This window comes from Streptomyces sp. NPDC056883, assembly GCF_042788835.1.
Classification (GTDB): domain Bacteria; phylum Actinomycetota; class Actinomycetes; order Streptomycetales; family Streptomycetaceae; genus Streptomyces; species Streptomyces stoeckheimensis.
In genome coordinates this window covers 53,939-80,753 of the sequence record NZ_JBHUBS010000022.1, presented here as the reverse complement: position 1 = coordinate 80,753, position 26,815 = coordinate 53,939, and the positions used below count along the sequence as shown (strand labels likewise).

Annotated in this window: 24 protein-coding genes; 7 read left to right on the top strand and 17 right to left on the bottom strand. The window is 71.8% G+C overall.

The window, feature by feature from the left end; translation table 11 throughout:
• Positions 1–133: 133 nt before the first annotated feature.
• On the bottom strand, positions 134–2,236 hold the full coding sequence (locus ACFRU2_RS36005) for a PhoX family protein (protein ID WP_382980252.1): 2,103 nt from the start codon (positions 2,234–2,236) through the stop codon (positions 134–136).
• Positions 2,237–2,528: 292 nt separating this feature from the next.
• On the opposite strand from ACFRU2_RS36005, the gene ACFRU2_RS36000 reads away from it, so the two are divergent.
• On the top strand, positions 2,529–4,097 hold the full coding sequence (locus tag ACFRU2_RS36000; RefSeq protein ID WP_382980250.1) for a VWA domain-containing protein: 1,569 nt from the start codon (positions 2,529–2,531) through the stop codon (positions 4,095–4,097).
• Between the two features lie 97 nt (positions 4,098–4,194).
• Here the strand turns inward: ACFRU2_RS36000 and ACFRU2_RS35995 are convergent, their stop codons facing one another.
• The 5 genes from ACFRU2_RS35995 to ACFRU2_RS35975 form a co-directional block, all read right to left on the bottom strand.
• Complete coding sequence (locus tag ACFRU2_RS35995) at positions 4,195–5,853, bottom strand: endonuclease/exonuclease/phosphatase family protein (RefSeq protein WP_382980248.1); 1,659 nt, start codon at positions 5,851–5,853, stop codon at positions 4,195–4,197.
• Between the two features lie 194 nt (positions 5,854–6,047).
• Positions 6,048–7,202, bottom strand: a complete 1,155-nt coding sequence (locus tag ACFRU2_RS35990) for a transglycosylase family protein (protein WP_382980246.1) — start codon at positions 7,200–7,202, stop codon at positions 6,048–6,050.
• Between the two features lie 172 nt (positions 7,203–7,374).
• Positions 7,375–8,727, bottom strand: a complete 1,353-nt coding sequence (locus ACFRU2_RS35985) for an FG-GAP-like repeat-containing protein (protein ID WP_382980245.1) — start codon at positions 8,725–8,727, stop codon at positions 7,375–7,377.
• Between the two features lie 369 nt (positions 8,728–9,096).
• Entirely contained in the window at positions 9,097–9,315 is a 219-nt protein-coding gene (locus tag ACFRU2_RS35980) for a hypothetical protein (RefSeq protein WP_382980244.1), read from the bottom strand.
• Positions 9,316–9,372: 57 nt separating this feature from the next.
• A complete protein-coding gene (locus tag ACFRU2_RS35975; RefSeq protein ID WP_382980243.1) occupies positions 9,373–9,591 on the bottom strand; it encodes a hypothetical protein in 219 nt (72 codons plus the stop codon).
• A gap of 295 nt (positions 9,592–9,886) precedes the next feature.
• Between ACFRU2_RS35975 and ACFRU2_RS35970 the strand changes: the two genes are divergently transcribed.
• Positions 9,887–10,876, top strand: coding sequence for a LuxR C-terminal-related transcriptional regulator (locus ACFRU2_RS35970; protein WP_382980242.1), 990 nt, complete (start codon positions 9,887–9,889; stop codon positions 10,874–10,876).
• A gap of 104 nt (positions 10,877–10,980) precedes the next feature.
• On the opposite strand, the gene aspS is transcribed toward ACFRU2_RS35970, so the two are convergent.
• Positions 10,981–12,786 (bottom strand): aspartate--tRNA ligase, encoded by a 1,806-nt coding sequence (gene aspS / locus ACFRU2_RS35965; RefSeq protein WP_382980241.1) that lies wholly within the window; start codon positions 12,784–12,786, stop codon positions 10,981–10,983.
• 183 nt (positions 12,787–12,969) lie between these two features.
• Here aspS and ACFRU2_RS35960 point away from each other — a divergent pair, with 183 nt between their 5' ends.
• The 3 genes from ACFRU2_RS35960 to ACFRU2_RS35950 all read left to right on the top strand — a co-directional run bounded on the left by ACFRU2_RS35960 (position 12,970) and on the right by ACFRU2_RS35950 (position 16,634).
• Positions 12,970–15,204 carry a SpoIIE family protein phosphatase gene (locus tag ACFRU2_RS35960; protein ID WP_382980239.1) on the top strand — a complete coding sequence of 745 codons (2,235 nt, stop codon included), beginning with the start codon at positions 12,970–12,972 and terminating at the stop codon, positions 15,202–15,204.
• Positions 15,205–15,242: 38 nt separating this feature from the next.
• On the top strand, positions 15,243–16,286 hold the full coding sequence (locus tag ACFRU2_RS35955; protein ID WP_382980238.1) for an AI-2E family transporter: 1,044 nt from the start codon (positions 15,243–15,245) through the stop codon (positions 16,284–16,286).
• Positions 16,287–16,436: 150 nt separating this feature from the next.
• Positions 16,437–16,634, top strand: a complete 198-nt coding sequence (locus ACFRU2_RS35950; RefSeq protein WP_382980237.1) for a hypothetical protein — start codon at positions 16,437–16,439, stop codon at positions 16,632–16,634.
• 34 nt (positions 16,635–16,668) lie between these two features.
• Here ACFRU2_RS35950 and ACFRU2_RS35945 read toward each other — a convergent pair whose 3' ends face one another.
• A complete protein-coding gene (locus ACFRU2_RS35945; RefSeq protein ID WP_382980236.1) occupies positions 16,669–17,286 on the bottom strand; it encodes a TetR/AcrR family transcriptional regulator in 618 nt (205 codons plus the stop codon).
• 126 nt (positions 17,287–17,412) lie between these two features.
• Between ACFRU2_RS35945 and ACFRU2_RS35940 the strand changes: the two genes are divergently transcribed.
• The gene (locus ACFRU2_RS35940; RefSeq protein ID WP_382980235.1) at positions 17,413–18,303 is read left to right on the top strand and encodes an NAD(P)-dependent oxidoreductase; all 891 of its coding nucleotides are present in this window, start codon (positions 17,413–17,415) and stop codon (positions 18,301–18,303) included.
• On the opposite strand, the gene ACFRU2_RS35935 is transcribed toward ACFRU2_RS35940, so the two are convergent.
• The 7 genes from ACFRU2_RS35935 to ACFRU2_RS35905 form a co-directional block, all read right to left on the bottom strand.
• The gene (locus ACFRU2_RS35935; protein ID WP_382980234.1) at positions 18,269–19,033 is read right to left on the bottom strand and encodes a hypothetical protein; all 765 of its coding nucleotides are present in this window, start codon (positions 19,031–19,033) and stop codon (positions 18,269–18,271) included. The two genes, ACFRU2_RS35940 and ACFRU2_RS35935, sit on opposite strands and share 35 nt — an antisense overlap.
• Positions 19,034–19,085: 52 nt before the next feature.
• Complete coding sequence (locus ACFRU2_RS35930) at positions 19,086–20,336, bottom strand: ABC transporter permease (protein ID WP_382980361.1); 1,251 nt, start codon at positions 20,334–20,336, stop codon at positions 19,086–19,088.
• A gap of 5 nt (positions 20,337–20,341) precedes the next feature.
• On the bottom strand, positions 20,342–21,085 hold the full coding sequence (locus ACFRU2_RS35925) for an ABC transporter ATP-binding protein (RefSeq protein WP_382980233.1): 744 nt from the start codon (positions 21,083–21,085) through the stop codon (positions 20,342–20,344).
• On the bottom strand, positions 21,082–22,641 hold the full coding sequence (locus ACFRU2_RS35920) for a peptidoglycan-binding protein (RefSeq protein WP_382980231.1): 1,560 nt from the start codon (positions 22,639–22,641) through the stop codon (positions 21,082–21,084). Before ACFRU2_RS35920 ends, ACFRU2_RS35925 begins: the two co-directional genes overlap by 4 nt.
• A 285-nt stretch (positions 22,642–22,926) precedes the next feature.
• The gene (locus ACFRU2_RS35915; protein WP_382980229.1) at positions 22,927–23,925 is read right to left on the bottom strand and encodes a pirin family protein; all 999 of its coding nucleotides are present in this window, start codon (positions 23,923–23,925) and stop codon (positions 22,927–22,929) included.
• A gap of 134 nt (positions 23,926–24,059) precedes the next feature.
• A complete protein-coding gene (locus ACFRU2_RS35910) occupies positions 24,060–24,224 on the bottom strand; it encodes a hypothetical protein (RefSeq protein ID WP_382980227.1) in 165 nt (54 codons plus the stop codon).
• 91 nt (positions 24,225–24,315) lie between these two features.
• Positions 24,316–24,678, bottom strand: a complete 363-nt coding sequence (locus ACFRU2_RS35905; RefSeq protein ID WP_382980226.1) for a hypothetical protein — start codon at positions 24,676–24,678, stop codon at positions 24,316–24,318.
• A 205-nt stretch (positions 24,679–24,883) separates the two neighbouring features.
• On the opposite strand from ACFRU2_RS35905, the gene ACFRU2_RS35900 reads away from it, so the two are divergent.
• Positions 24,884–25,321, top strand: coding sequence for a hypothetical protein (locus ACFRU2_RS35900; RefSeq protein WP_382980224.1), 438 nt, complete (start codon positions 24,884–24,886; stop codon positions 25,319–25,321).
• Between the two features lie 4 nt (positions 25,322–25,325).
• Here the strand turns inward: ACFRU2_RS35900 and ACFRU2_RS35895 are convergent, their stop codons facing one another.
• Complete coding sequence (locus tag ACFRU2_RS35895) at positions 25,326–26,285, bottom strand: helix-turn-helix domain-containing protein (protein ID WP_382980223.1); 960 nt, start codon at positions 26,283–26,285, stop codon at positions 25,326–25,328.
• Between the two features lie 23 nt (positions 26,286–26,308).
• Positions 26,309–26,770 (bottom strand): SseB family protein, encoded by a 462-nt coding sequence (locus tag ACFRU2_RS35890; protein WP_250738814.1) that lies wholly within the window; start codon positions 26,768–26,770, stop codon positions 26,309–26,311.
• Positions 26,771–26,815: the final 45 nt, after the last annotated feature.

The following is a 26,815-nucleotide window of genomic DNA, read 5'->3' as shown; positions in this document are numbered from 1 at the left end:
GTGGGTGGCACCCGTTCTCTTGTTTTTGGTTGGTTTTCGGCGGAAGGGGGGTGGAGGGGGGGGGTGGGTTTTCCCACCAAACCCCCCCCCCCCCCCCGCTCGGGTCAACTCACCTCGGATCAGACGTCAGACGTCAGACTCCGATGTTCTTGCCGTCCTTGCGCCAGACCGAGACGACCGCCGGGCGGACGATCTTGCCGGGACCGTCGGGCCACACCGACTGCGGCTTCTCGACGGACGCACCGTCGATCTCGCCCGGGTGCTGCACGGCGACCAGGACGCGCTTGTCCTGGATGATCGGGCCACAGGTCTCGGCACCGCGCGGAACGGTCAGGAACTGCTTCAGCTCACCGCGGCGCTCGCCGGCGGTCGCGACGCCGAACAGGCCGTCGTGCGAGCCGAGCTGGTTGCCGTCCGTGGAGATCCACAGGTTGCCGTGCGGGTCGAACGCCACGTTGTCCGGGCAGGAGATCGGGCTGACCTTGTCCTTCGGGAAGCCCGCGAAGTAGGTCGCCGGGTCGTTCGGGTCACCCGCGACCAGGAAGAGGCGCCAGGCGAACCCGTCGCCGGCCGGGTCGTCGAAGTTCTCGGCGAGCTCCAGGATCTGGCCGTGCTTGTTCAGGTTGCGCGGGTTGGCCTCGGTGGCGCCTTCCTTGCCGGGCTTGCCGCGGTCCGTGTTGTTCGTCAGCGCGATGTAGACGCGGCCGGTGCGCGGGGAGGGCTCCACGTCCTCGGGGCGGTCCATCTTGGTCGCGCCGACCTTGTCACCGGCGAGGCGCGTGAAGACGGACACCTCCTCGGCGGTCATGCCCTCGACGTGCGAGACGTTCCCGGCCGGGGAGGAGGTGAGGAGCTTGATCCAGACGCCGGAGCCGTCGAACTCGCCGTCGGTGGGGCGCTTGCCCGTGCCGTCGATCTCGGCGGCCGGGGTGTCACCGGTGAGCTTGGCGACGTAGAGGGTGCCCTCGTCGAGCAGCGTGAGGTTGTGCTCCTTCGCCGCGCGCGAGTCGCCCTTCTTCATCTGCTTCGACGAGACGAACTTGTAGAAGTAGTCGAAGCGCTCGTCGTCGCCCATGTAGACGACGGGGCGGCCGTCCTCGGTCAGGCGGGGCTGCGCGGCCTCGTGCTTGAAGCGGCCGAGCGCGGTGCGCTTGCGCGGGACGGAGTTCACGTCGTACGGGTCCAGCTCGACGACCCAGCCGAAGCGATGCGGCTCGTTGGGCTCCTGCGCGACGTCGAAGCGCTTGTCGAACCGCTCCCACTTGCGCTCGGTGGCGCCGGCGGTCACGCCGTAGCGCTTCAGGCGGGCCGCCTGGGTGGGGTCGGTGACCAGGCCGGCGTTGCCGAAGTACTGGTTGAAGTTCTCCTCGCCGTGGAGGGTGGTGCCCCACGGGGTGGTGCCGCCGGCGCAGTTGTTGAGCGTGCCGAGCACCTTGGTGCCGGTGGCGTCGACCGAGGTCTTCACCAGGTCGGTGCCGGCGGCCGGACCCGTCAGCCGGAACTCGCTGATCGCGGTCAGACGGCGGTTGAGGCGGTGGCGGCTGATGGCCGTCAGCTTGCCGCTGCGGTGGTCCTCCTGGACCGCGACCACGGACAGGCCGTGCGCGGCCCAGGCGATCTCGACCTGCTCGCGGGTCGGGTTGGCCGAGTCGTACCCCTTGAACATGAGGTTCTCGTCCGTGTACTCGTGGTTGGCCACGAGCAGCTGCTGGCGCTCGTAGTCGCCGCCGAGCGGGAGCAGGCTCAGGAAGTCGTTGTTGTAGCCGAACTGACCGGCCTGTGCGGCGGCGGTCTGGTTGTCCGGGTTGAAGCCCGGCGCGCCCTTGACGATCGGGTCGCCCCAGCGGATGACCACGTTCTGCTCGTGGCCCTCGGGGACCGTGACCTGGTCGGCGGTGTTCGGCGCGACCGGCTTGAAGCGCAGGCCGCGGGCACCCTCGGCGTTGACCCCGGCGGAGCCGGCGCGCTGCGCGTCGAAGGCGGGGTCCGCGGAAGCGGAAGAGCCGTTGCCGCTCAGCGTGAGGGCCGTACCGGCGGCCGAGGCGACCGTGACGACCGCGGCGGAGCGGAGCATCGCGCGGCGCGAGTAGGCGCGGGCTATGACGTCGCCGACGTACTCGTTGTCGCTGGTGTTCGGCACCTCGTGGAAGCAGGCGTCGCCGCAGCGGTAGCGGCAGGTGAGAGCGGAACGGCCGCCCCCGTGAGAAGTGCCGATGAGCGGCAGGAGCTTGCGCACGAGTGTCCTCCGTAGGTGCACGGTCCCCGACAACGTGTCGGAACAATCCGTCGGTGACGCTATGGGCGGGTTGCGCCGAAGCGGCGGCCGATGGATGAACGCCCGGTGAATCCGGCACGTCGGGGCGGCAGTTCGGGGGCGGATCGGGTGTGTTTGGGCCCTGGGCGCCACGAAAGGTGCCCCTCCCGAAGTTCCAGCCAAGGGGCCGATAACCTTACGTGTCCACTCTGGGCAGGGATCTACCGCGCAGCACGGACAAATGATGCACGCACTCATGCGAAAGGCCTGGCCCATGGGTATTCGGAGCTTGTTGCGCAAGGTGTTCGGACGGACCTCTGAATCGGTTCCGGAGACGACCGGCACCACTTCGGCGGCCCTCCCGAGCCAGACCGAACGCACCCCCCTGGACGCCGCGGCCGAGCTGGTCGCCGCCTCCTTCGACAACCCCACCGTTCCCCCGCAGTCCACCCCGCGGGACCTCGAGCCGGGCACGGTCCTCACCGCCCCGGCCCCGGCCCCCACCCCGGACCCCACGGTCCCGGAGGCCCGCCGCTCCCCCACCGGGGGCTCGTCGGCGACCCCCGCGACGCCGTCCGCCCCGGCGGCCCCGGCCGCCGCCGAAGCGGAGCCCGTGGCCGCCGAAGCGGAACCGGTCGCCGAGACGGTGGCCGAAGAGGCCACCGAGGCAGCACCGGAGCCCGCCACCGAGCCGGAGCCGCTCGCGGCCGAGGCAGAGGTGACCGAGGCAGAGGTGACGCAGCCCCAGCCCGAGGCCGCAGCCGAGGTGGCGGAAGCCGAGGCAGCCACCCCCGAAGCGGAGGCCGAGCCGGTCGCCGCGGAGGCGGAGCCGGAGCCGGTCGCCGCCGAGGCGGAGGCCGAAGCGGCCCCGGCCGCGGCGCCCGAGGAGGAGCCCGCCGCCAAGACGGACACCGAGCCGCAGGCCGACGTAGCCGCCCCGGAAGCGGACACCGAGCCCGAGGCGGAGCCCGCCGCGGCCGAGGCGGAGCCCGTGGCGGCCGAGGCGGAGCCCGTGGCGGCCGAGGCGGAGCCCGTGGCGGCCGAGGCGGAGCCCGTGGCGGCCGAAGCGGAGCCCGTGGCGGCCGAGGCCGAGCCGCAGCCCGAGGCGGAGCCCGTGGCGGCCGAAGCCGAGGTCATCACCGAGGCGGAGCCCGAGCTCCTCACCGCCGATGCCGCCGCAGGCGGCCCCGCGCACGCCCTCGCCGCGGTCAAGCGCCAAGCGCCCCCGCTCGCAGCCGCGTACAAGGCCGCCGGACAGGTCCTGCGCACCAAGGGGAAGGCCGGCGCCCGCGCCACCGTGTTCCTCGTGCTCGACCGGTCGGGCTCGATGCGCCCGTTCTTCAAGGACGGCAGCGTCCAGCACCTCGCGGACCACGCCCTGGCCCTCGCCGCGCACCTCGACGAGGAGGCCACCGTCCGTACGGTGTTCTTCTCCACCGAGCTGGACGGCACGGCCGACCTGTCCCTCGACGCGTACGACGAGGCCTGGGTCGAGGCCCGCCACGCGGAGCTCGGCCGGATGGGCCGCACCAGCTACCACGTCGCCGTCGAGGCCGTCGTGGAGCGCTACCAGAAGGACGGCGGCGAGGGCCCGGCCCTGGTCGTGTTCCAGACGGACGGTGCGCCCGACAGCGTCCGGCCCGCCCGCGATGCGCTCGCCGAGGCGGCCACCACCGCCCCCGGCATCCACTGGCAGTTCGTCGCCTTCGGCGACCACGACGCCAAGGCATTCGACTTCCTGCGCAAGCTGGATGCCGACAACGCCGGCTTCTTCCACGCCGGCCCCGCCCCGGCCGAACTGACCTCGGCCGCCCTGCTCAAGGGCCTGGTCCAGGGACTCTGAGGGCCCGCCGCCCTCCGTGCGGCCACCGCCCCACGCCACCGCCCCCGACCGGGTTTCCGGTCGGGGGCGGTGCGCGTCGGGGGATCGAAAGCAAGGGTCAGAAGAGCAGTCCGCCGGCCGGGTAGCCGCTGCCGATCTTGACCGGCGCCCCGAAGCCGTCACCCGTGGTGTTGCCCTTCAGCAGGAAGAGTCCGCCCGCGGCGTTCCGGGCCAGCAGGTCGGCCTTCCCGTCGGCGGTGATGTCGCCCGGCGAGAGCATCGCGTCGTAACCGGACATGCCCGATGCGACCTTCAGCCGGGGCGCGTACCCGCCCGCACCGTCGCCCTTGTACAGGTACAGGTCACCGGCGGGCTCCCGCCCGATCAGGTCGGCCCGGCCGTCACCGGTGAAGTCGCCGGGCGAGAACAGGTCGGCGTAGATGCTCCAGTTCGTACCGATCTTCACCGGCGCCGCATAGGCGGCGGCCGCCGTGCCCTTGTGGAGCCAGAGTCCGCCGTCCGCGGCACGGGTGATCAGGTCGGCCCGGCCGTCGCCGGAGAAGTCTCCGGGTGAGATCAGCGTGTCCCAGGCTCCCCAGCCGGTCCCCGCGGAGACCCGCGTCGATCCCGAGTAGGCGCCGGTCGCATCGGCCGGGTAGTGCCACAGCGCACCGGCGGAGTCGACGGCCGCGAGGGTCGTCGTCCCGTTCAGGCGGACCACCCGTGCCATGCCGCCCCATCCGCTGCCGGTCTTGCAGGGGGCGGCCAGGCTGCTGCCCCCGCGGCCGGAGTAGCGGAACAGCGCGCCGGACTCGTCCCGGCTGAAGAGCGCACCGGCGGCCGGCGCGAAGGGCCCGCAGTCGGCCCAGGTGGCCGCACCCCGGACCATCTGGTGGTCCGAGACCGCGGGGTCGAGCGGAAGCGCGTCGCCCTTCGGCGACTTGAAGTCCTTCGAGCTGAAGAAGACGTAGTCGAGCTTCTTGCCGTCACGGGTCGGTTCGCCGGAGCGGCAGCTCGGCTCCTGACCCACCGTGCAGGCGGCCGGGTCGAAGAAATCGCCGTCGGTCTCGTCCGCCTCGATGAAGGTGCCGCGAGCGTTGTCGTTGATGCCCGCGTCGTAGAACGGGGTGAGCGAGGAGGTGCGGGGCGAGTGGTTGAAGTCGCCGCCCAGCACCACCGGTATGCCCTGGTCCTGCCAGGTCTTGGCCTGGGCCGCCAGCCGCTCGGCCTCCGGTGCGGCGAGCGTTCCGTTGTCCCAGTAGAGATGCACCGAACAGGCCCAGTTGAGCCGGTTCTGCACGTAGTTCTTCACGCACGGCACCTTGATCGGCTCGCTCTCCCCGCCGACCGTCAGGTCCAGTTCCACGGACTCGGAGACCGGCCCCCTGACGAGTACCGCGTTGCCGTAGTCGTGGCCGCCGCAGACCGACGGGTTCCCGGTCAGGGTCGCGCTGTAGGAGCCGCGGAACCCCTGGGGCGCCAGGCGCTTCAGGACCTCGTCGTACTGCGGGCGGCACACCTCCTGGAGGAAGATCTGGTCCGCGTTCCAGGTGGTGACGGCCGCCTGGGCGACGATGCTGTCGATCCGCTTCTGCTGGTCGTACGAGGCACCCGAGCAGACGTTGCCGCAGATGTTGTAGCTGACGAAGCGCAGGGGCGGGGCGGTGGAGGCGCTGACCGTGTCGGCCTGGGCCGGGACGGCGCCGACCGCGAGGGCGGCGAGGGCGAGGACCGCCGAGCCGGCGGCGGCCCAGAGGGCGGTGGGGCGACGGGACATGCGGAGGCTCCAGGAAGAGGTCGGGGAGGCGCGGGCCGGCGGGCGACGGGGCGGGGTGGCGGGGCTCAGCCCGAGGGGCGGTGCAGCGGGGCCCAGCCCTGTCGGCGGGCCGGTACGGCGTACGCGGCGGGCCGGCGGGACTCGGCCCGCACCGGCCCGCCGTGTGTGCGGGTGTCCCACGCGCCGCCGCGCTGCTACCAGTTGGTGCCGATCTTGACCGCGGAGCCGCCCGCGAAGGTCGGACCGGTGTACCGGAGGAGGTTGCCGGTGGCCTTCTCGACGGCCAGCAGCTCGCCCTTGCCGTCGCCGGTCACGTCGCCGACGCCGGCCAGCGAGCGCATCGAGTCCCAGTTGGAGCCGACCTTGACCATGGTCGAGCCGGCGTACGAGGGGCCGGAGTACCGGTTCAGGTCGCCGGTCGTGGCGTTGACCGCCACGATGTCCGCCTTGCCGTCACCCGTCACGTCGCCGATTCCGGTGATCGAGGAGTAGATGTTCCAGCCGGTGCCGATCTTGACCGCGGAGCCGCCCGTGTAGGAGGGGCCCGAGTAGCGGTACAGGTCTCCGGTGCTCTTCTCGACCGCGACGATGTCGCCCGTGCCGTCACCGGTGATGTCACCGACCGAGGCGATGTTCTTCATCGTGTCCCAGTTGCTGCCGACCTTGACCCGGGAGGAGCCGCTGAAGGTGGGGCCCGCGTAGCGGTACAGGTCGCCGGTGGTCTTCTCCACGGCGAGGAGGTCGCCCTTGCCGTCGCCGGTCACATCGCCGACGCCGACGATCTGGCTCATGCTGTTCCAGCCGAAGCCCAGCTTGACCCGGGCGCCGGAGGCACCGCTGAAGTTCGGGCCCGAGTACCGGTAGAGGTCTCCGCTGGCCACCTCGACGGCGACCATGTCGCCCTTGCCGTCGCCGGTCAGGTCGCCGACACCGGTCAGGTTGGCCATCTGGCCCTGCGGGGCCTCGGGCTCGTCCGGGTAGGGGTTGGCGTGGTCGGCGCCGAGGTTGGCGGCCGGACCGCAGTGCGGCCAGGCTCCCTCGCCCTGGGTGGCGAGGACCTTCTCGGCTATGCGGATCTGCTGTTCCTTGGTCGCCTGGTGGGCGTACGCCGCGTACTTGGTGCCGCCGAAGGACTCCCAGGTGGACTTCGAGAACTGGAGTCCTCCGTAGTAGCCGTTGCCGGTGTTGATGGCCCAGTTCCCGGTGCTCTCGCACTGGGCGACCTTGTCCCAGGTGGCGACGGAGGCGGCCGAGGCCGGGGCGGCGGCCAGCAGGGGGAGGGTGAGGGCGGCGACGGGGGCGGCCACCAGGGCCAGCAGGACGGACTTCTTGCGGAACAGCGGACGCATGACAAACCTCGGGGTTCTCGCGGGAGGGCGGCGAAGGCGGGCGGGCGGCGGCGGGTCGGCGTACGGCCGCCGGCCGGTGGCACGGCGGGGCCGGGGCCGAGGTGGCCTGGGCGGCCCCGCCGTGCGGGGGGATCTCCCGGAGGGGAATCCCGGGGGGATCAGACCGGGCGGACTACCACTTGGTGCCGATCTGCACCGCGGAGCCGCCGGTGAAGTTGGGGCCGGAGTAGCGGAAGAGGAACCCGGTGGACGAGTTGACCGCGAGGAGGTCCGGGACGCCGTCCTTGTTCAGGTCACCGGGACCCGTCAGGTTGGTCATCGAGTTCCAGTTGGTGCCGATCTTGACCCGGCTGCCGCCGTTGAAGGAGGGGCCGGAGTAGCGGTACAGGTCACCGGTCGCGGTCTCGACCGCCACGATGTCGCCCTTGCCGTCACCCGTGAGGTCGCCGGTGCCGACGAGGGTGTCGTAGACGTTCCAGCCGGTGCCGATCTTGACCGCGGAGCCGCCGGTGAAGTTGGGGCCGGAGTAGCGGTACAGGTCGCCGGTGGCCGACTCGACGGCGATGATGTCGCCCTTGCCGTCACCCGTGAGGTCGCCGACCGAGGCGATGCCGTGCATGGAGTCCCAGTTCGACCCGATCTTGACCCGGGTGCCGCCGGCGTAGTTCGGGCCGCTGTAGCGGTAGAGGTCACCGGTGGCGGCGTCGGTGGCGATGATGTCGCCCACGCCGTCGCCGGTCTGGTCGCCCACTCCCACGATGTCGCCCATGGAGTCCCAGTTGGTGCCGATCTTGACGCGGGCCGTGCCGCCGGTGAAGTTCGGACCGGAGTAGCGGAAGAGCTCGCCGGTCGTGGCGTCCACGGCGATCACGTCGCCGATGCCGTCACCCGTGATGTCCCCGACCGACGTCACGTCGGTCATGCCCTTGTCGGGAACCGTGACGGGGGCGTCGATCACCTTGTTGTAGCGGTAGCCCTTCATGCCCTGACCGGCGATGTAGCTCTTGGTGTACTTGATGTGGCGGGCGTTGGTGCCCGGCCGAGCGTGCTCGTAGACCCACATCTCGGTCTTCGAGGAGTCGGTCCACTTGTCGAACAGCACGACGTGGGCGTCGATGTTGTTGAGGGCGTCGCCGGGCTCGAGGGCGTCCAGGCTGGAGATCTTGGTGGAGTAGTTGGGCAGGGTCCAGGTGGTGGCGCCGATACCGGCGTTGAGGTGCCAGGCCATGGAGACCAGGCCTGAGCAGTCGGTGCGGTAGGACTTGCCCTGCGGGTCCTTGTAGGTGGCCCCCTGGTTGTACGGGACCCCTGCGTCGACCCAGGTCTGGGCCCGCTGGAGTATCTCGGCCTGGCTGATCTGACCGCCCAGTGTCGAGGTGGCGGCCGCGGCCATCGTGGAGGCCTTCCCCGTCGGGGCCTCGGCGGCCTGGGAGGGGAGCGAGCCACCGAGCGCCACCGCGCCGAGAGCGGTGGCCACCAGGGCGGTGCGGGTGGCGTTGCGAACGGTGTTCTTGGACATGCGCATGACAGAAACTCCTGTGTGTGAATACGTGGACGAGCGACGTGGGTTACTGCGAAGACTTGAAGGCGTGCGGCCGGGTCACGACGGCCGGAGAAGGCCGGGCGGCACGTTGATGCGACAGCGGGAAGGACACCGCGGAGGCCGCGGGCGCCGAGACGGGCGCCCTCGTGACAGGCCGGGCGGGGGAACGTTCGGGTGGAGCGGGGAACGTTCAGGTGGAACAGGGAACGTTCAGGTGCGTCAGGTGCGTCAGGTGCCGGTCGGGTGCGTCAGAGGCCGGTCGGGCACGGAAGAGGACGGTCGGGTGCCTCAGGGGACGATCAGTTGGGGAGAGCCGCCGCGCGGCAGCGGATTCCCGGACGGCGGTCGCCGTCAGGCGGGCGAGGGCGTGGCCACGGTGTAGCCCTGGGCCACCAGGGCGTCGTGGGCCCGGTCCAGGAGGGACCGTGCGCCGTGCAGGGCGCGGGCTCCGGATGTACCGCCCATCAGCGCGACGATTTCCAAGCCGTTTCGGGCTCGGCGTACCCGGATGTGTTCGAGGTCCAGGTCCGGATCGGCGTGCGCCCACAGCAGGTCCTCCACCAGAGCCATGCGCTCCGGTCTCTCGGAACCTTCGCCGGTTAAAGGGATGACGATCATGTGCATTCGTCAGTCCCAGCCCATCCCGTTCGTGCCGGCGACCGGGGCGGCGGCCGTGTGGGAGTCCCAGCCCATCCCGTTGGTGCCGGCGGCCGGAGCGGCGACCGTGGTGGGCGCCGGGGCGTCCCAGCCCATCCCGCCGCCGAAGCCGGACCCCGTGACGGCGAAGAGGACCGTGAGGGCGGCGGGGGCGAGGACGGCGGCGACGAGGCGGGCGGAGCTGGACATCGAAGACTCCCTGAAAGTTCGGGTGGACTGGACTCTGACGCATTTCCCGGGAGGAGGTCCGGGGCCTTTTCCGCGGCCCCGCTCCCTTCCGGTGAACACCATCCTGTCCGCCCCCGAACAGCCTCGGAAGGGCTATCGGGTGGCACCAAGGTGCATGCACCTTGGTGCCACCACACCACATTGATCTTGCCGATCGCATGCCCTGCCAAGCAGAATCGATGCGGGGAGAAGTGCCACCGCGCGACAGCGAAGGATCGTGTCCTGAGGTGGCTCGCATGGGGGGGAAAAGAACAACATGCTGGAAACACTGGGTCTCGGCAGTTCCGTGGAAGCGGTCTACCGAGGACTGCTGCAAGAACCGACCGCAGGAATAGCCGAGTTGTGCCTCTTGCTGGGGTTCCCGGAGGCGGAAGTACGCGCCGGCCTGGACCGGCTGATCGACCTGGAGCTGCTCCAGCCCTCCCGGGACGTACCGGGAGCGCTGCGTGCGGTCAGCCCGGACGTCGGCCTGGAGATGATCCTGCGCCGGCAGGAAGCAGAGGTGCTGCGCCGGCAGGAGGAACTGGCGCGCAGCAAGGAGGCCGTGGCCCGGATGGTGGCCGGGCTCGCAGCGGCCCGGCCGGAGCCGGAGGTGGACGCTTTCGAGCGACTCGTCGGACTGGACGCCATCCAGGACCGGCTGCGCGAGCTGACCCGCGACCTCCGCGAGGAATGCCTGTCCATCATGCCCGGCGGCGCGCAGTCGCAGGGGGCCCTCGACGCGTCACGCCCGCTGGACGAGGTCCTGCTGGCCCGGGGGGTGGTGATGAGGACGCTCTACCAGGACAGCGCTCGCAACGATCCCGCCACGCACGCCTACGCGCGCTGGATGACGGATCTGGGCGGCGAGGTGCGCACCAGCCCGATCGTGCCGCCCCGGCTGCTCGTCGTCGACCGGACCACCGCCCTGGTCCCCGTGGACCCCGAGAACAGCCGTGCGGGCGCCCTGTGCACCACCTCGCCCGGCATGGTGAACTCGCTGGTCTCCTTGTTCGAGCGTGCCTGGCAGGCTGCCGTACCGCTGGGAGCGGACACCCGGAGCCGCGCCGACGACGAGGAACTCAACGCGACCGAGCGGGAACTGCTCAAACTGCTCGCCGGCGGGCTCACCGACGAGGCGGCCGGCAAGCGGCTGGGGCTCTCCCTGCGTACCGTCCGCCGGCAGATGTCCGGGCTGATGGAACGGCTGGGGGCGAGCAGCCGTTTCGAAGCCGGGCTGGAGGCGGGCAGACGCGGCTGGCTCTGACCCGGCCGGGAAGGCCGGGCAGGCCTGGCAGGCCTCTCACGCGCGAAGGGCCCGGGATCCGTACGGATCCCGGGCCCTTCGCGTTCAACGGCCTACTGAACGGCCTACTGGTGGGGCTTGACGGCCTTCTCGACCGGCTCGGTGGTCTTCGTCTCCACCGGCTTGCGCAGCGCGATGTTCAGCTCGCGCAGGCGGGACTCCTCCAGGATGGTGGGCGCGCCCATCATCAGGTCCTGCGCGTTGCCGTTGAGCGGGAAGGCGATGGTCTCGCGGATGTTCGGCTCGTCGGCGAGCAGCATCACGATGCGGTCCACGCCCGGGGCGATGCCACCGTGCGGCGGGGCGCCCAGGCGGAACGCGCGCAGCATGCCCGCGAACTCGCGCTCGACGGTCTCGGCCTCGTAACCGGCGATCTCGAAGGCCTTCAGCATGACCTCGGGCTCGTGGTTGCGGATGGCGCCGGAGGACAGCTCGATGCCGTTGCAGACGATGTCGTACTGCCACGCCAGGATGTCGAGCGGGTCCTTCTCCTCCAGGTCCTTCATGCCGCCCTGCGGCATGGAGAACGGGTTGTGGGAGAAGTCGATCTTGCCCGTCTCCTCGTCCGCCTCGAACATCGGGAAGTCGACGATCCAGCAGAAGCGGAAGACGTCCTCCTCGAACTGCCCGGCGCGCTTGGAGGCCTCGACGCGGACGCCCGCCATGATCTTGGAGACCTCGTCGAACTCGCCCGCGCCGAAGAACACGGCGTGACCGGCGGCCAGACCGAGGCGCTCGGTGAGGACCTTGACGTTCTCCTCGGTGAGGAACTTGGCGATCGGGCCGGTCAGGCCGCCGTCCTCGCCCACGCGGACCCACGCCAGGCCCTTGGCGCCCAGCGAGATCGCGTACTCGCCGAGGCCGTCGAAGAACTTGCGCGGCTGGGCGGCGGTGTCCGGGACGGCCAGGGCACGCACGTGCTTGCCGGCGAACGCCTTGAACTCCGAGCCCTCGAACACGTCGGTGATGTCGACGAGCTCCAGCTTGGAACGCAGGTCGGGCTTGTCGTTGCCGTACTTCATCATCGACTCGCGGAAGGGGATCCGCGGGAACGGCGAGGTGACCGGGCGGCCCTTGCCGAACTCGGTGAAGATCTCCGTCATCAGCCGCTCGATCGGCTGGAAGACGTCCTCCTGCTCGACGAAGGACATCTCGACGTCGAGCTGGTAGAACTCGCCCGGCGAACGGTCGGCGCGGGCGTCCTCGTCGCGGAAGCAGGGCGCGATCTGGAAGTACCGGTCGAAGCCGGAGATCATCAGCAGCTGCTTGAACTGCTGCGGCGCCTGCGGGAGCGCGTAGAACTTGCCCGGGTTCAGGCGGGACGGCACGACGAAGTCACGGGCGCCCTCGGGGGAGGTCGCGGTGAGGATCGGGGTCGCCATCTCGTTGAAGCCGAGGGCCACCATCTTGGAGCGGATGGAGGCGATGACGGCCGAGCGCAGCATGATGTTGCGGTGCATGCGCTCGCGGCGCAGGTCGAGGAAGCGGTACTCCAGACGGCGCTCCTCGTTCACCCCGTCGTCGGTGTTGATGGTGAAGGGCAGCGGGGCCGCGGCGCCGAGCACCTCGACCGAGGCGACCTCGACCTCGATGTCGCCGGTGGCGAGCTCGGGGTTGACGTTGTCCGCGCCGCGGGAGACGACCTTGCCGTCGATGCGGACGACGGTCTCCTTGGTGACGCTGCTGAGCGCCTCGTTCGCGGCCGTGCCGGGACGGGCGACGAGCTGCGTGATGCCGTAGTGGTCACGCAGATCGATGAAGAGGATGCCGCCCAGGTCTCGACGATTGTGCAGCCAGCCGCTCAGCCGGACGTCGGAGGCGACGTCGGAGGCTCGGAGCTCGCCGCACGTGTGGGACCTGTACCGATGCATCAGTCATCCAGTTCTACGTGATACCAGGGTGGATTCAACCGTCCCAAGGTTACCGTCCGGGGCGGGAGCCCGTGCGGGGCCGCTCGCCGGGGTCACGCCGGGGGGCACGCCGGGGGTCACGCCGGGCTTCTCGCCGGGGTGGTGAACAGGCACCTCAGGCGGATGACCTGTAAAGATGACCGAGTGCGCACAGAGGACGTCCTGGCCGCCATCGCGACCGGTTTGTGGCGATGGGACAACGCCTCCGGGACGGTCACCCTCGACAGCGAGGCCGCCCGGCTGCTCGGGCTGCCCGCCGAGCCCGTCGCGCTGCCCGAGGTCGCCGTGCGCTCGCGCTTCCACCCGGTGGACTGGAACGAGATCAACGGCATCGTGAACCTCGCGGTCGCCGAGGGCACCCTCGCCGAGGCCCGGCTGCGGATCATGGACGAGGACGGGCGCGTGCTGCGCACCGTACGGAGCCGCTCGAAGCCGCTGGAGAACCGGGGCGCCGACGGCCGCGTCGACTACGAGCTGATCGGCACCATCCAGGAGATAGCCGAGGCCCAGCCTGGCACCACGGCCGTGCACACCCCCATCACCGGCGACTGGCGCCGCTCGCGCGAGGCGTTCCTGCTGGACGCCGGGCGGGCGCTGGCCGAGGCCCGCTCCACCGCCGAGGTGCTGCGGGTGGCGGCCTCCCTGTCCATGCCCGGGTTCATCCCCGACGGGCTGGCCGTCTTCGGGGTGTCCGGCGACCGGCTGTCGATCATCGGGCACCACGGGCACGATCCCGGGGACGAGGGCCCCTTCGCGGACATGCCGCTGCACACCGACTACCCGGCCGCGGAGGTCGTCCGTACCGGGCGGGCGATCTACCTCCCGAGCCCGGAGGACTACAAGCGGCGCTTTCCGGCCACCTGGCCGCTCGCCCAGCGCTTCGGCCGGATCTCCTGGGCCTTCCTGCCGCTGATCGTCGCGGGACGCACCATGGGCGCATGGATGGCCGCGTTCAAGCACCCGGTGTCCTTCTCCCCCGACGAGCGCTCCGTCCTGACGACGGTGGCCCGGATGCTCGCGCAGGCGCTCCAGCGGGCCGGCGTGGCCGAATCCGAGCGGGAGCTCACCACCGGCCTCCAGCGGTCGATGATGCCGCAGCTCGGCCCCGAGATCCCCGGGATGACCCTCGCCGCACGCTACGTACCGACCGGCGGCGGGCTCCAGGTCGGCGGCGACTGGTACGACATGATCCCGCTGCCGTCGGGACGGTTCGCGCTGGTCATCGGCGACGTCCAGGGCCACGACGTCCGGGCGGCCGGACTCATGGGCCAGCTGCGGATCGCGGTGCGCGCGTACGCCTCCGAGGGCCACCGGCCCGACGCGGTGCTCTCGCGCGCCTCCCGGTTCCTGGCGGGCCTGTGCTCGGAGCAGGACACCGGGGCGGGCACGGGGCCGGGCGCGGGGCCCGGCACGGACGGGGACACGAGCGGGTACTCCGACTTCCAGAGCCCGCGCTTCGCGACCTGCCTGTACGTGGAGTGCGATCCGCAGACCGGCCTGCTGGAGGTGGCCCGCGCCGGGCACCCCGATCCGGCGGTGCGGATGGCCGACGGCACGGTCCTGATGCGGCCCACGGCGGGCGGGCTGCCGCTCGGCATCGTGCCGGACACCGACTACCCGACGACGCGGTTCACCCTGGAACCCGGCGAGACGATGATGCTCTGCACCGACGGGCTGATCGAGACGGGCGGGCACGACCTCGACACGGGCTGGGCCCGGCTGCGGGCCATCCTGGAGTCGCAGACCCCTTACGACGCCCCGTACGACGACCAGAACGCCGCCCCGGAGCCGCGCCACCTGGAACGGCTGGCCGACCTGCTGGTCCAGGCGGTGCACGGCCCGTCCTCCCACCACACCACCGGTCCGCTGGCCGACCGGCGCGAGGACGACATCGCCGTCGTCCTGCTCTGCCGCGAGGGCCAGGGCTGCGGCTGCGAGACCCCGCTGCTGCACCCGGCGCGGCCGGCCCGGCGCACGATGACGACCGTCGCCCAGGCGGAGCCGGAGCGGGTCGCGGGGGTCCGCCAGCAGATCCGCGAGCTGCTGCACGACTGGGCGGACCCGGAGCAGGTCGACGCGGCGGTGCTGATGGTCTCCGAGATGGTGACGAACGTACTGGTCCACACGGACGGGGACGCGCTGCTGATCGCCGAGGCGGTGGGCGAGCTCGGCTCGCGCCGGCTGCGGGTGGAAGTGGCGGACGGCTCCGACGAGCTGCCGCACAAGCGCCACCCGGGAGAGATGGCGTCGAGCGGCCGGGGCGTCCTGCTGCTGGAGATGCTGGCGGACGACTGGGGCGTCGACCCGCGCGGCGAGGGCAAGTCCACGTGGTTCGTGCTGAACGAGCGTTCCAAACCCGAACCCGACCCGCTGGACTGACCTCCGGGCGGCGGGCCATGCCCGTGTTTGTATGAGTTGTGCCGACAACTCCCCTGCTGCCCGAGCCCGTACGCCGACTCGCCGCCTGGTGCGTCGTCGTCCTCCTCGCCACCGCCGTTCTCGCCCTCGTCGTGTGGCTGTGCACCGTCTTCCGCACGGTGGTCACGCCGGTTCTGCTCGCCGTGCTCGGTACGGCCCTGCTCGGCCCGATGCACCGGCGGCTGGTCTCCATGAAGGTGAACCGCTCGCTCGCCGCGGCCCTCACCTGCCTCACCGTGGCCGCGGTGGTCGGCGGGGCCGGCTACATCGTGGTCCTCGCGCTCATCGAGACCGGCGACCAGATCATCGACTCCCTGCGGAAGGCCGGCGCGGACCTCGCGGAGCACTTCGGGGCGCTCGGCACCTCCGTGGAGGACGTGGCCGAGAACTCGAAGGGGCTGCTCGCCAAGTTCGGCGGAACGGCCGCCTCGGGCGTGGTCACCGGGCTCAGCGTGGTCGCGACGATGCTCGCGACGGCCCTGCTGGCCATGGTGCTGATCTTCTTCTTCCTCCGCGACTCCGACCGGGCCGTGGGCACCCTGCGCTCGATGGTGCCGAGCCGCTCGGGCGACCTGATGGAGGCGATGGGGCGGCGCGCGTACGAGGCCGTCGAGGGCTTCATGCGCGGGACCACCTTCGTGGCCCTGGTCGACGCCGTCCTCATCGGCGCGGGTCTGCTGATCCTGCAGGTCCCCGGCGCCGTCGGGCTGGCCGCCCTCGTCTTCGTGACCGCCTACATCCCCTACCTCGGCGCCTTCCTCTCCGGCGCCGTGGCCGTCCTCGTCGCCCTCGCCGACCGCGGCTGGGTGATCGGCCTGTGGGCGCTGGGCGTGGTCCTCGCGGTCCAGATGATCGAGGGCTACATCCTCCAGCCCATGGTGCAGAGCCGCACCGTACAGATGCACCCGGCGGTGGTGATGCTCTCGATCACGGCCGGGGCGAGCGTCGCCGGCATCCTCGGAATGCTCCTGGCCGTACCCCTGACCGCGGCCTTCTTCGGCGTCGTCTCGGAACTGCGCTCCCGCTACGCGACGGAGGCCTGAGCCCGGGGGGCCTAGCACGCCGGGAGGACCCGGGGCGCGAGTTCCCCTCAAACTCCGGCGGCCCCCCTTCCCGCTCCTACGGTGGACGGCAGGAACCCGGGGCCCGCACGTCCGGCACCGGGCGGGGACTCAGCGAGAGGCAGGACATCGATGGATGCCGCAGACCACCTCCCGGCAGGCGCCGCCGGCAAGGGCGCGATGGTGATCGCCGCCGGAATCGGAACCCTGTACCTGACCGCGCTGTTCGGGCCCAGCGAGTACAGCGAACGGGCATTCCGGCTGATGGACTACTGGCGGAAGCCCGACCCCGAGCCGGGCGGGCGTCGCGCTCAGCAGCGACGGCACTGAGGGCACTGGCGGTACCGGCGGGCCGCCGAACGGATCACGAAGCGTACGAGGAGACCAGGCGGGACAGGTGACGGCCCGCCAGGAGGAGCGGGGTGCGGCTTCGGGTGACCTGGGAGGTCATCTCGGCGCCCTCCAGGGTGTTGATCACGGTGACCGCCAGGTCGCGCGCCTCCGCCTCCGGGTGGCCGCAGGCCAGGAGCTTCGCGGCGACGAGCTGCTGCCAGTTCGCGAAGGCCTGGGCGCAGGCCGCCTGGAGCTCCGGCAGTCGGCCGACCGATTCCAGCGCCGTGGGCGTCACGGGGCAGCCGTCGCGCCAGTCGGACGCTTCGAGCGCCTCGGCGAGCAGCTCCGCGACGGCCTCCAGGGCACGCGCCGGGTCCGCATGGGCGGACAGCCCGAAGCGGAGGGCCTCGGCGAACTCCTCGTCGCCGAAGTGGATCGCGGCGACCGCGAGCTCCTGCTTGCCTCCGGGGAAGAAGTGGTACAGCGAGCCGAGGGTCGCCTCCGCCTCGCGGACGAGCTGCTTGACCGGCGTGTTCTCGTACCCGCCGTGCTGGAGGAGGCGCGAGGCGGTGCGGACCAGCCGATCGCGTGTCCCGAGTCCGTCCGCCGCCGCCGTCGCCGCCGTCTTCATTTCTGGTGCTGCTGCCATGGGAGTCATCGTATCCCGGGATCTAGATAGAGCGTTCGTTCTAGTGCGTGTTACGTTCGTTCCGAGCGCTGGATAGAGCGTTCGTTTTAGAGCAGTCGCAGACATCGACCCGAGGAGAGCTCTGTCATGAACCAGGTCACGAACCCGGCCCCGCAGCAGGTCACCGTCATCGGACTCGGCCCCATGGGCCGGGCCATGGCCGCCGCCTACCTGGACGCCGGGTACGAGGTCACCGTCTGGAACCGCAGCCCCGGCAAGGACACCGAGCTCGTGGCGCGCGGTGCCCGGCGCGCCGGCAGCGCCGCCGACGCGGTCGCCGCGAGCGAGCTGACCGTGCTCAGCCTCATCGACGTGGACGCCATGTACACGGCCCTCGGTGACGCCGACCTCGGCGGCCGGGTCCTGGCCAACCTGTCCTCCGACGTACCCGACAAGGCCCGCGCGGCCGCCCGCTGGGCGCAGGAGCGCGGAGCCTCGTACCTCACGGGCGGGGTCAACGTCCCGCCGACCGGCATCGGTCAGAAGGGCTCGTCCGTCTTCATCAGCGGACCCGAGCGCGTCTACGCCGCCCACCGCGCGGCGCTCGACCTGCTCGCCGACACCGACTACCGCGGCGCCGACGCCGGGTACGCGCAGCTCTACTACCAGCTCAACATGATCATGTTCTGGACCGCGTACACCGGTTGGTACCAGGCCCTCGCCGTGGCGCAGGCCAACGGTCTGACGGCCGCGGACATCGTGCCGTACGCCGGCTACACGGCCGACACCATGCGCATGTTCTACGAGGGCTCCGCCCCGCTCATCGACGCCGGCGCGCACGAGGGCACGCACCAGCGTCTCGCGATGTGCGCGGCGAGCGTGGAGCACGTCCTGCACACCGCCGCCGACTCCGGTGTGGACACCGGGATCCTGACCGCGCACGCCGACCTCTACCGGCGCGGGGTCGCCGCGGGCTTCGGCGCCGACAGCAGCTCGCGGCTGGTCAGCCTGCTGAGGGGGGCGGCCCCGGCAGCCTGAACGCGGCGGGGACATCCCGCTCCGCGAGGGGGTGCCAGGTGTTGCCGGCCTGGGCCGTGAGCACGATCAGGCCCGCCACGAAGACGAGCGAGGCCAGCACGAAGGAGCCCTGCGCGATGTCCGGGTCCCCGGGGGCGGTGGCGCGCATGAGGAAGAAGGTGTGGACGGCGGGGGCCGCCGCGCCGATGCCGTAGGACCACAGGGCCGCGTCGTTGACGAAGGGGGTCATGTGCAGGCGGGCGGCCGGGGCGTGGGCGAAGAGTTCGTCCAGGTGGGCGCGGACGGCGGCCCGGAATCCCGGATCGCCGCCGTCGACGCCGAGGCGGGAGCCGCCCTCGTCCGTCGAGTACCGGCGGAGCGCACGGAACGCCGCCGCGGTGACCGGGTGCGCCGGCACGGCGGCGCCCTCCCTCACCTCCAGGCCGCCTTCGCGGTCGCCGTCACCACCGTCGCCGCCGTCGCGACCGTGCAGCACGCCGTCCTCACGCATCAGGCGCAGGGCCACGGCGGACGCCCGGTGGGAGTTGCGCGCCAGCCTGTCGGGCTGGTGGTCCCTCGCGCACAACGGCTCTGCGGCGCCCAGCAGTTCCGCGTGGTAGGCGTCGAGCTCCGGCCGGGCCCGCACCTGCCGGACCATCCGGGCCTCCACCGACCGCCGCCACAGCCGGAGCAGTCCGAAGGCGAGGTTCACCCCCACCAGCGAGACCAGACAGGTCGTCAGCATCCCCATGGAGACGACGATCGACGAGGAGCGCGCGGCCCGCAAGAGCCCGGGGCGGCCGTCAGCGGCGCAGGGCCTCCGCCGGCTGGATGCGCGCGGCACGCCATGCGGGGTAGAGGCCGGCGACGAGGCCCGTCACCAGTCCGATGACCGGCGCCGCCGCCGCCGTCACCGGGTGCACCACCGGGGTCCAGTCGCGGAACACGGCGACGATCACCACGGTCAGGACGCCCAGGGAGGTCCCGACGAGGCCGCCCAGCGCCCCGAGCGCTCCGGACTCCGCGAGGAACTGCACGGTGATGTGGCGGCCTCGTGCGCCGAGGGCCCGGCGCAAACCGATCTCTCCCGTGCGCTCCAGGACGGCGACCAGGGTGGTGTTGGCGATGCCGACGGCGCCGATCACCAGGCAGATGGCCGCCAGCAGCAGGAACAGCCGGTTCAGGTCGTCGCCGACCTGGCCCCGGAGCATCTTGGGGTCGGGCGGCGGAACGACCTTGAAGTACTCCGGATGGTCGGGGCGCAGCGCCGTAGGGGCCTCGTGCCCGATCTGCCGGGCCGCGCCGAGCCTGGTCGTGACCAGCATCCGCGCCCCACCGGAGGTGGGCTCGCCCCAGATCCGTGCCGCCGTGGTGCGGGGTACGACGACCGACATCAGCAGGTCGGCCTTGCGTTCCGTGTCGGCGACGATGCCGATGACGGTGAACGGCCGGCCGCCGATGAAGACCGCCGGGTTGGTCTCCAGCGTGGTGATGCCGAGCCGGTCGGCAACTCCCGTACCGATGACGGCCACCGGCGCTTCCCGGTCCGAGGCGTAGGCGTCGTAGAGCCTTCCCTCGGCCAGGCGGGCGCCCGCCGCGGCGAGCACCCCGGGCGAGGCGGCCACGACGTCGGTGGCGCCCTGGGTACGGCGGTCCCCGACCACGGCGGAGGTGCTGACGGCTTCCTCCGCGGACAGCCTCACGGGCCAGAACACCCCGGCGTGCTCGACCCCGTTGAGGCCCTCGATCCGTGCGTCGGCGTCCTTCGGGAAGGCCGGTCCGGCGAACTGGTTCTGTTCCTGCGCGATGTCCTCGACGGTCACCTCGGTCGCACTCAGCGCATTGAACCGGGTGTCGATCTGGGACGAGGTGGTGGCCGTCAGCCCGAGGATCGCCACGAACGTGCCCACGCCGAGCACCGTCCCGAGGGCGGTCAGCGCCGAGCGGCCGGGCCGCTGGAGCATTCCGGCGAGGGACTCGGAGAGCACGTCGCGCCAGCCGAACACGGAGGGCCGGATCCCGTTCCTGCGCCGCGCACGCCACACCGGCCACACCGGCCTCACCCGGCCACCTCCGACACCTCGGACGCGGCCGGGTCCGAGACGCTCAGCACTCCGTCCCGGATCGTCACCGTGCGCTTGGCACGGGCGGCGACGAGAGGATCGTGGGTGATCACCAGGACCGTCATGCCGTCGGCGTGCAGCCGCTCCAGCAGGGCCAGTACGGAATCGGCGTTCGCCGTGTCGAGGTTTCCGGTCGGTTCGTCGCACAGCAGCAGGGAGGGCCGGGTCACCAGTGCGCGGGCGATGGCCACCCGCTGGCGTTCCCCGCCGGACAGCCGCGTGGGCAGCGAGTCGATGCGGTGGCCGAGACCGACCTGCTCCAGAGCATGGCGGGCCCGGGCGCGCCGCTCCCGGCGCGGGGTGCCGTCGTAGACCAGGGCGAGCGTGACGTTCTCCAACGCGCTGCGCTGGGGCAGCAGATGGAAGGACTGGAACACGAAGCCGATGCGCAGCCCGCGCAGGGCGGTGCGGTCGGCGTCCCGGAGCGTGCCGGTGTCGATGCCGTCCAGGAGGTACGTTCCGCCGGTGGGCGCGTCCAGCAGTCCGACGATGTTGAGGAACGTGGACTTCCCCGAACCCGACGGACCGACGACGGCGACGAACTCGCCCCGCCCGACGGTCAGGTCGCAGGCCCTGAGGGCGGCCACGGGAGGCGGCCCGGGGTAGGTCAGCCCGATCCCGCGGAACTCGATGACCGGCTCGGATGCCGTCTCGGACGCCGTCAAGGCGAGACCGGTCACGGGGAAGCCTTCTCGCGCGCGACTCCGATGATCACCCGGTCGCCCCCGGCCAGCGCACCGTCCGCCACGGGTGTGACGGCCACGAAACCGTCCCCCGCCGTGCCCGACCGTATCTCCACCCGGCGCCGCTCCCCGCCCTCGCCGAGCACGGTCACGGTGGTCAGGCCGTCGGCCCCGGAGCTGATCGCCGTGATCGGCACGACGAGCGCCTTGCCCTCCGTCGATGCCGCGGTGACGGTGACCCGTACGTCCTGGCCGGTCAGTTCCGCCTTCAGCGGCTCACTCGGGGTGATCTCCACGAGCCACCCGGTCGCCCCCTGGCCACCCGGCGCGGGCGCCGCGTCCGCACCGGGCTTCGCCTGTCCGGTCGAGGGGCCGGCCTCGGAGCGCTTGTCGGAGACGAGCGTGACCTCGCCCTTCGCGGACAGGCCGGTCACCTCGGAGTGGATCTCGGCCGCACGTCCCGGCTGGATGAGGTCCTTCTGGTACTCGGGAACGTAGGCCTGCACCACCAACTTGCCCGCGGACAGCGTCATCGCGGTACCGGTCGCCTCGCCGCCGACCTTCGCCGCCACCGAGTCCACCCGGGCGGGGAAGCTCTGCAGGAACACCACCTCGGCCGCGGGCAGTTTCGGCCCGGAGGCCGCTTCCGCGGCCGCGAGCTTCTTCTTCGCCTCGGCCAGGTCCTCCTGCGCCCGGCGCACGGCCCTGCCGCCGTCGCCACCGCCGGTGGCCGCCGCCTCCTCGCCCGGCTTGGCACCCGGCTTCTCCCCCGGCTTGGACGCCTGCGCCTGCGCGCTCCGAACGTCCTCCAGTGCCCGCTGGGCGGCGGTGACCTGGCTCCGGGCCTCCCCGACCGGGTCCCCCTCGGCGCCGTTCGCGGACACCGGGGTGTATCCCACGGCCTTGTAGAAGGAGGTGAGCGCGGCCTTCGTACCGGCACCGAAGGTGCCCCCGGCGTCGGGCGCCGAGGAATGACCCAGCGCCTTCAGCGCCTTCTGCAGCTGAGCGACGTCGTCGCCCGTGGCCCCCGGGCTCAGGTCGCGGTAGACGGGCAGGTTGCCCTCCAGCACGAACACGGGCCGCCCGGACACCTCCATCAGGACCTGTCCCGGCTGCACCGTGTCCCCCGGCCGGACCCGGATCTTGGTGATCACCGGACGCGCGGCACCCACCCCGGCGGTCACCTGGGGAATCACCTCGACCGTCTGGCCCGCGACGACCTGGCCGCGGGTGATGACGGACGACGTGAGCACCCGGTGCTCCACCGTCGCGGTCAGCACGTCGGGCCGGGGCGCGGCGGCGTCCGCGGCGACCTGCGCCGGCGACTTCACCAGCAGCGCCGCACCCAGCCCGCCGAGCGTGGCGACCACGGCACCGACGGCCACGGCCACCACCCACCGTCGACGGCGCCGACCGGACGTACCGCCGGTCGGCTCGGGTGCCGTCTCGGGTGCCGTCTCGGGTGCCGTCTCGATTGCCGTTCCGGGTATTTCGGACTCCGGGAGGCTCAGCCGAGCCACGTCGGTCGTCGTCGTGCCCACGTCCTGCGCCATCCGTGTCCTTCTTCGCATCGCGGAGGGGGCGGGTCGGCAGGAGCCCTCCGGCCTCGCCCGGCGGATGCGCCAGAGGCCGACCGGGGCACGAGTCTGCCGGCGCCTTCCGGGCCGAGCGCCCAAAGAATAGGACGTAGTTGCGGGTACGTCCACGTCCCATCAGCCCGAGATGATCAAGTTCCGGCCATGATCCTCCGGCCTCGCCGACGCACCACCACACGGCGAAGCCCCGGGCCGAATGGGCCAGGGGCTTCGCCGTGCGGGGCCCGGACTTCCGGGCCGGGGTCAGTCCTCCGACGCCTCGCCCGTGCCGCGGTGGCCGAGGCCGGTGCGGGCCGTGGTGGGGATGCGGCCCAGGCGGCCCGCCTGGAAGTCGTCGAACGCCTGCTGGAGTTCGTGCTTGCTGTTCATCACGAACGGCCCGTAGTGCGCCATCGGCTCCCGGATCGGCTGCCCGCCGAGCAGGACGATCTCCAGCGCGGGCGCGTTGGAGTCCTGGCCCTCGTCCGCCCGCAGGGTCAGCGAGCCGCCCTCGCCGAAGACCGCGGTCTGCCCGGTGTGGATGGGCCGACGGTCCTCGCCGACCGAGCCGCGCCCGGCCAGTACGTACGCCAGGGCGTTGAAGTCCTCGCGCCACGGGAGAGTGATCTGCGCGCCGGGTGCGACCGTCGCGTGGATCATCGTGATCGGGGTGTGGGTGATGCCGGGGCCCTCGTGGCCGTCCAGCTCACCGGCGATCACGCGGAGCAGGGCGCCGCCGTCCGGGGTGGAGAGCAGCTGGACCTGGCCGCCGCCGATGTCCTGGTAGCGCGGGGGCATCATCTTGTCGGAGGCGGGGAGGTTCACCCACAGCTGGAGGCCGTGGAAGAGCCCGCCGGACACCACGAGCGACTCCGGCGGAGCCTCGATGTGCAGCAGGCCGCTGCCCGCCGTCATCCACTGGGTGTCGCCGCCGTTGATGACTCCGCCGCCGCCGTTGCTGTCCTGGTGGACGAAGGTTCCGTCGATCAGGTAGGTGACGGTCTCGAAGCCGCGGTGGGGGTGCCACGGGGTGCCCTTGGGCTCGCCCGGGGCGTACTCCACCTCGCCCATCTGGTCCATCATGATGAACGGGTCGAGGTACTGGTAGTTGATCCCGGCGAACGCACGGCGCACCGGGAATCCCTCGCCCTCGAAGCCACCCGGGGCGGTCGTGACGGCCAGCACCTTGCGGGCGGTCGTCTCCTGGGCCGGCTCCCCGACGCGCGGGAGCGTCAACGGGTTCTCCACAGTCACTGCAGGCATGGTCGGAACCTCCTTCTGGCGTCGAGTTTAGTTGAAACCCGAACTTTCTGCCACCCGACAGAACAGGGAAGACCCCGGGGGAATTCCCCCGGGGTCTCAGGTTCACCCGACCGCGCGCCCGGCGCGCGGCACCGTCAGTCGCAGCTGGGGTGGAACCGGCACCAGTGCGCCGGCGCCGCCTCGGCCGGAGCCGCGGCGAGGGCGCCCACGCCCATGGCCAGGGCCACGGTCGCCAGCACCGCGGCCGCCTTCGTACGAAGCCCTGCACGCGTGGTCGACGTCTTACGAGTACGAGTCATTGCTGGCTCCTCAGGTCGAGATCCGGATCGAGATGGAGATGGAGATCGAGCAGGGTCGTGGGGGACCCCCCGTGCATCCCCCGCGGTAGACCTACGGCTCGATGGAGACCGAGTTGTACGGCGTCATGTTGAGCACGACCGACTGCCCCGGCCACACGCCGTCACAGTCCGTGCCGTTGGTGTTGTGGCACAGCCAGATCTTCCAACCGTCGGTCTGGTTGTTCTTGATCAGGTGGTTGCCGTCGTAGCCGTAGATCTTGTACACGCCCGCGTACTTCCAGCTCTGCCGGATCCCGCTGGCCTCGGTGGTGCCCCAGTAGATGCAGGCGTACCCGCTCGGGCAGTAGGTCGCGACGGCCTGCGCCGGCGATGCCGCCAGGACCCCCGTACCCAGCGCCATCACCCCCGTGGCCGCCACTGCCGCGAGCTTCGCGCCCAAGGACGTACGTCCCATCAAAGTCCCCCTGTCAGTAGGAGCGGGTTCCCCCCGCAGCACTGATATTCGGGACTCCCGTCCGCCGCCGCGATCCTTTCGGGTACCGCCGAAACCTGCGCAGCCGCCGCTGTCGTTCCCGGGACAACCAGAGGCCCCGGACGGGCGTCCTCAAGATCGATGCGTACGGACCGACGCACGCCCCCGCACGGCAGGAGCCCGACCAGTGACCACCCCGACGAACGAGGCCGACGGCGCACAGCCCAGGGCGGAGGTGCGCACCGGGCACGGGACCTTACGGGCCGCGCTCGCCGCACTGGGCTGGTCCGTAGCCGTCACGGCCGCGGTCGTGGCCGTCGGGTACGCCTCCTACCGGTGGGCGGGCACCGTCAGCCCGCTGCAACCGCTCCCCGGCTCGCCCTGGCCCTACCTCGCCACCTGGGGCGCCCTCTGCCTGGCCTGGTGCCTGCTGCTGCGCTGGTCGACGGGGTTCAAGGGCGTGGACGGCGCCGCCCAGGCGATCGGCGCCCTGGCCTTCGCGGGCATCCGCACCTCCCTGGCCCACCGCCCCGACCTCGCCCTGCTGTGGACGTACGGCGCCCTTGCCGTCGCGGTGGCCGCGGTGGCGGCGGTCTTCTGGCGGCTCCGCCACCGCTCCCCCTGAAGGCTCAGCCTCCGCTGTGCAACAGGTCCACGCCCAGCGCCGTCGCGGAGTGCAGGACCGCCTTGCCGTCCCGGGCCGTGGTGATCAGGCCCGCCGCGCGCAGGGTGCGGGTGTGCTCCGAGACCGACGGAAGGCTGATGTCGAGGTCGCGGGCCAGCTCGGAAGTGGTCCGCTGCTCGATCAGCAGCTGGAGCACCGCCGCCCGGGTCCGCCCCAGCAGCGCGTCCAGCGCGCCTTCCGCCCGGTCCGGGGACACCAGCGGCAGAGGGGTCAGCGCCGGGTAGAGGAGTACGTACGTCCCGTCCGGGTGGTCGTCCAGCAGCGGCCGGCCCGTCCAGAACGGCGAGGGCATCAGCACCAGCCCGCGCCCGCCGAGCCGGACCTCGTAGTCCGGCGGCCGGTCCACCTCGAAGACCAGGCCCGACCAGTCGGCCGCCACGTGGGTGCTGGCCAGGCAGGCCTTGATCCCGTGCGCGGCCAGCAGCCGGGTCCGCCAGGCCACGTCCGCCTGGAAGGACTGCCGGATGCGCGGCCACTGCGGGGCGATGAGCACGTCGTACGCGGACCGGATCGCGGAGTCGAGCTGCTCCCAGGCCTCCCGGTCCTGCCCCCACAACGCGCGCAGCCAGGACGGGGACCCCGGCGCACGGGTGGCGGCGCGGGCCAGGCCCTCCGGGGTCAGGAAGGAGACCCGGTCCCGGATGACGGTGAGGCCCTCCTCCAGGCTCCGCGCGTACGGCTCCACGAAGTGGGGGTTGTCGCCGTCGGGACGCAGGAGGTCGAAAAGCGGCCGCACCCGCCCCGGCAGCTCCCGCGCGGCAAGGCTCCGCCAACGGCCGAAAACCGCCTGCTGGTCCGTACGCTGTGCGGCCACCAGCGCGAGGGCCAGCTCCACCAAGGGCAGCGGCTCGCTCGCGAAGGTGACGTTGAGCAGGTCCTCGGCCTCGAAGTGCACGCGCAGCATGGCAGCCCCCCGGCGTTGGCTTCTTAGCCGTACATGCGGCGCATGGCGAAGTCGACCATCTGCTCGACCGCCTTCGCATCGAAGACCATCCGGTGGTCGCCCTCCATGTCGAGGACGAAGCCGTACCCGGTGGGCAGCAGGTCGATCACCTCGGCGCCGGTGATCACGAAGTACTTGGACTCCTTGCCGGCGTACCGGCGCAGCTCCTTGAGCGTGGTGAACATGGGGATGACCGGCTGCTGCGTGTTGTGCAGCGCGAGGAAGCCCGGGGTGTCGCCGCGCGGGCAGTAGACCTTCGAGGAGGCGAAGATCTGCTGGAAGTCCTCGGCGGACAGCGACCCGGTCGTGAACGCGCGGACCGCGTCCGCGAGGGAGGGCGGGGAGGGCTCGGGGTACAGCGGCTGCTGAGGCTGCTGCGCGTAGCCCTGCTGGGGCTGGGCGTAGCCCTGCTGCCCCGCGCTCACGTTCTGGTCATAGCCGTACATGGCCCGAAGCCTACCGAGGGCGTGGCCCGCCGGGACGACGAGTTC

Bases quoted from the DNA above. Each gene is read 5' to 3' on its own strand.
- ACFRU2_RS36000 (WP_382980250.1), top strand. From the start codon at position 2,529: ATGGGTATTCGGAGCTTGTTGCGCAAGGTGTTCGGACGGACCTCTGAA.
- ACFRU2_RS35995 (WP_382980248.1), bottom strand. From the start codon at position 5,853: ATGTCCCGTCGCCCCACCGCCCTCTGGGCCGCCGCCGGCTCGGCGGTC.
- ACFRU2_RS35990 (WP_382980246.1), bottom strand. From the start codon at position 7,202: ATGCGTCCGCTGTTCCGCAAGAAGTCCGTCCTGCTGGCCCTGGTGGCC.
- ACFRU2_RS35985 (WP_382980245.1), bottom strand. From the start codon at position 8,727: ATGCGCATGTCCAAGAACACCGTTCGCAACGCCACCCGCACCGCCCTG.
- ACFRU2_RS35980 (WP_382980244.1), bottom strand. From the start codon at position 9,315: ATGGCTCTGGTGGAGGACCTGCTGTGGGCGCACGCCGATCCGGACCTG.
- ACFRU2_RS35975 (WP_382980243.1), bottom strand. From the start codon at position 9,591: ATGTCCAGCTCCGCCCGCCTCGTCGCCGCCGTCCTCGCCCCCGCCGCC.
- ACFRU2_RS35970 (WP_382980242.1), top strand. From the start codon at position 9,887: ATGCTGGAAACACTGGGTCTCGGCAGTTCCGTGGAAGCGGTCTACCGA.
- aspS (WP_382980241.1), bottom strand. From the start codon at position 12,786: ATGCATCGGTACAGGTCCCACACGTGCGGCGAGCTCCGAGCCTCCGAC.
- ACFRU2_RS35950 (WP_382980237.1), top strand. From the start codon at position 16,437: ATGGATGCCGCAGACCACCTCCCGGCAGGCGCCGCCGGCAAGGGCGCG.
- ACFRU2_RS35945 (WP_382980236.1), bottom strand. From the start codon at position 17,286: ATGGCAGCAGCACCAGAAATGAAGACGGCGGCGACGGCGGCGGCGGAC.
- ACFRU2_RS35940 (WP_382980235.1), top strand. From the start codon at position 17,413: ATGAACCAGGTCACGAACCCGGCCCCGCAGCAGGTCACCGTCATCGGA.
- ACFRU2_RS35935 (WP_382980234.1), bottom strand. From the start codon at position 19,033: ATGGGGATGCTGACGACCTGTCTGGTCTCGCTGGTGGGGGTGAACCTC.
- ACFRU2_RS35920 (WP_382980231.1), bottom strand. From the start codon at position 22,641: ATGGCGCAGGACGTGGGCACGACGACGACCGACGTGGCTCGGCTGAGC.
- ACFRU2_RS35915 (WP_382980229.1), bottom strand. From the start codon at position 23,925: ATGCCTGCAGTGACTGTGGAGAACCCGTTGACGCTCCCGCGCGTCGGG.
- ACFRU2_RS35910 (WP_382980227.1), bottom strand. From the start codon at position 24,224: ATGACTCGTACTCGTAAGACGTCGACCACGCGTGCAGGGCTTCGTACG.
- ACFRU2_RS35905 (WP_382980226.1), bottom strand. From the start codon at position 24,678: ATGGGACGTACGTCCTTGGGCGCGAAGCTCGCGGCAGTGGCGGCCACG.
- ACFRU2_RS35895 (WP_382980223.1), bottom strand. From the start codon at position 26,285: ATGCTGCGCGTGCACTTCGAGGCCGAGGACCTGCTCAACGTCACCTTC.
- ACFRU2_RS35890 (WP_250738814.1), bottom strand. From the start codon at position 26,770: ATGTACGGCTATGACCAGAACGTGAGCGCGGGGCAGCAGGGCTACGCC.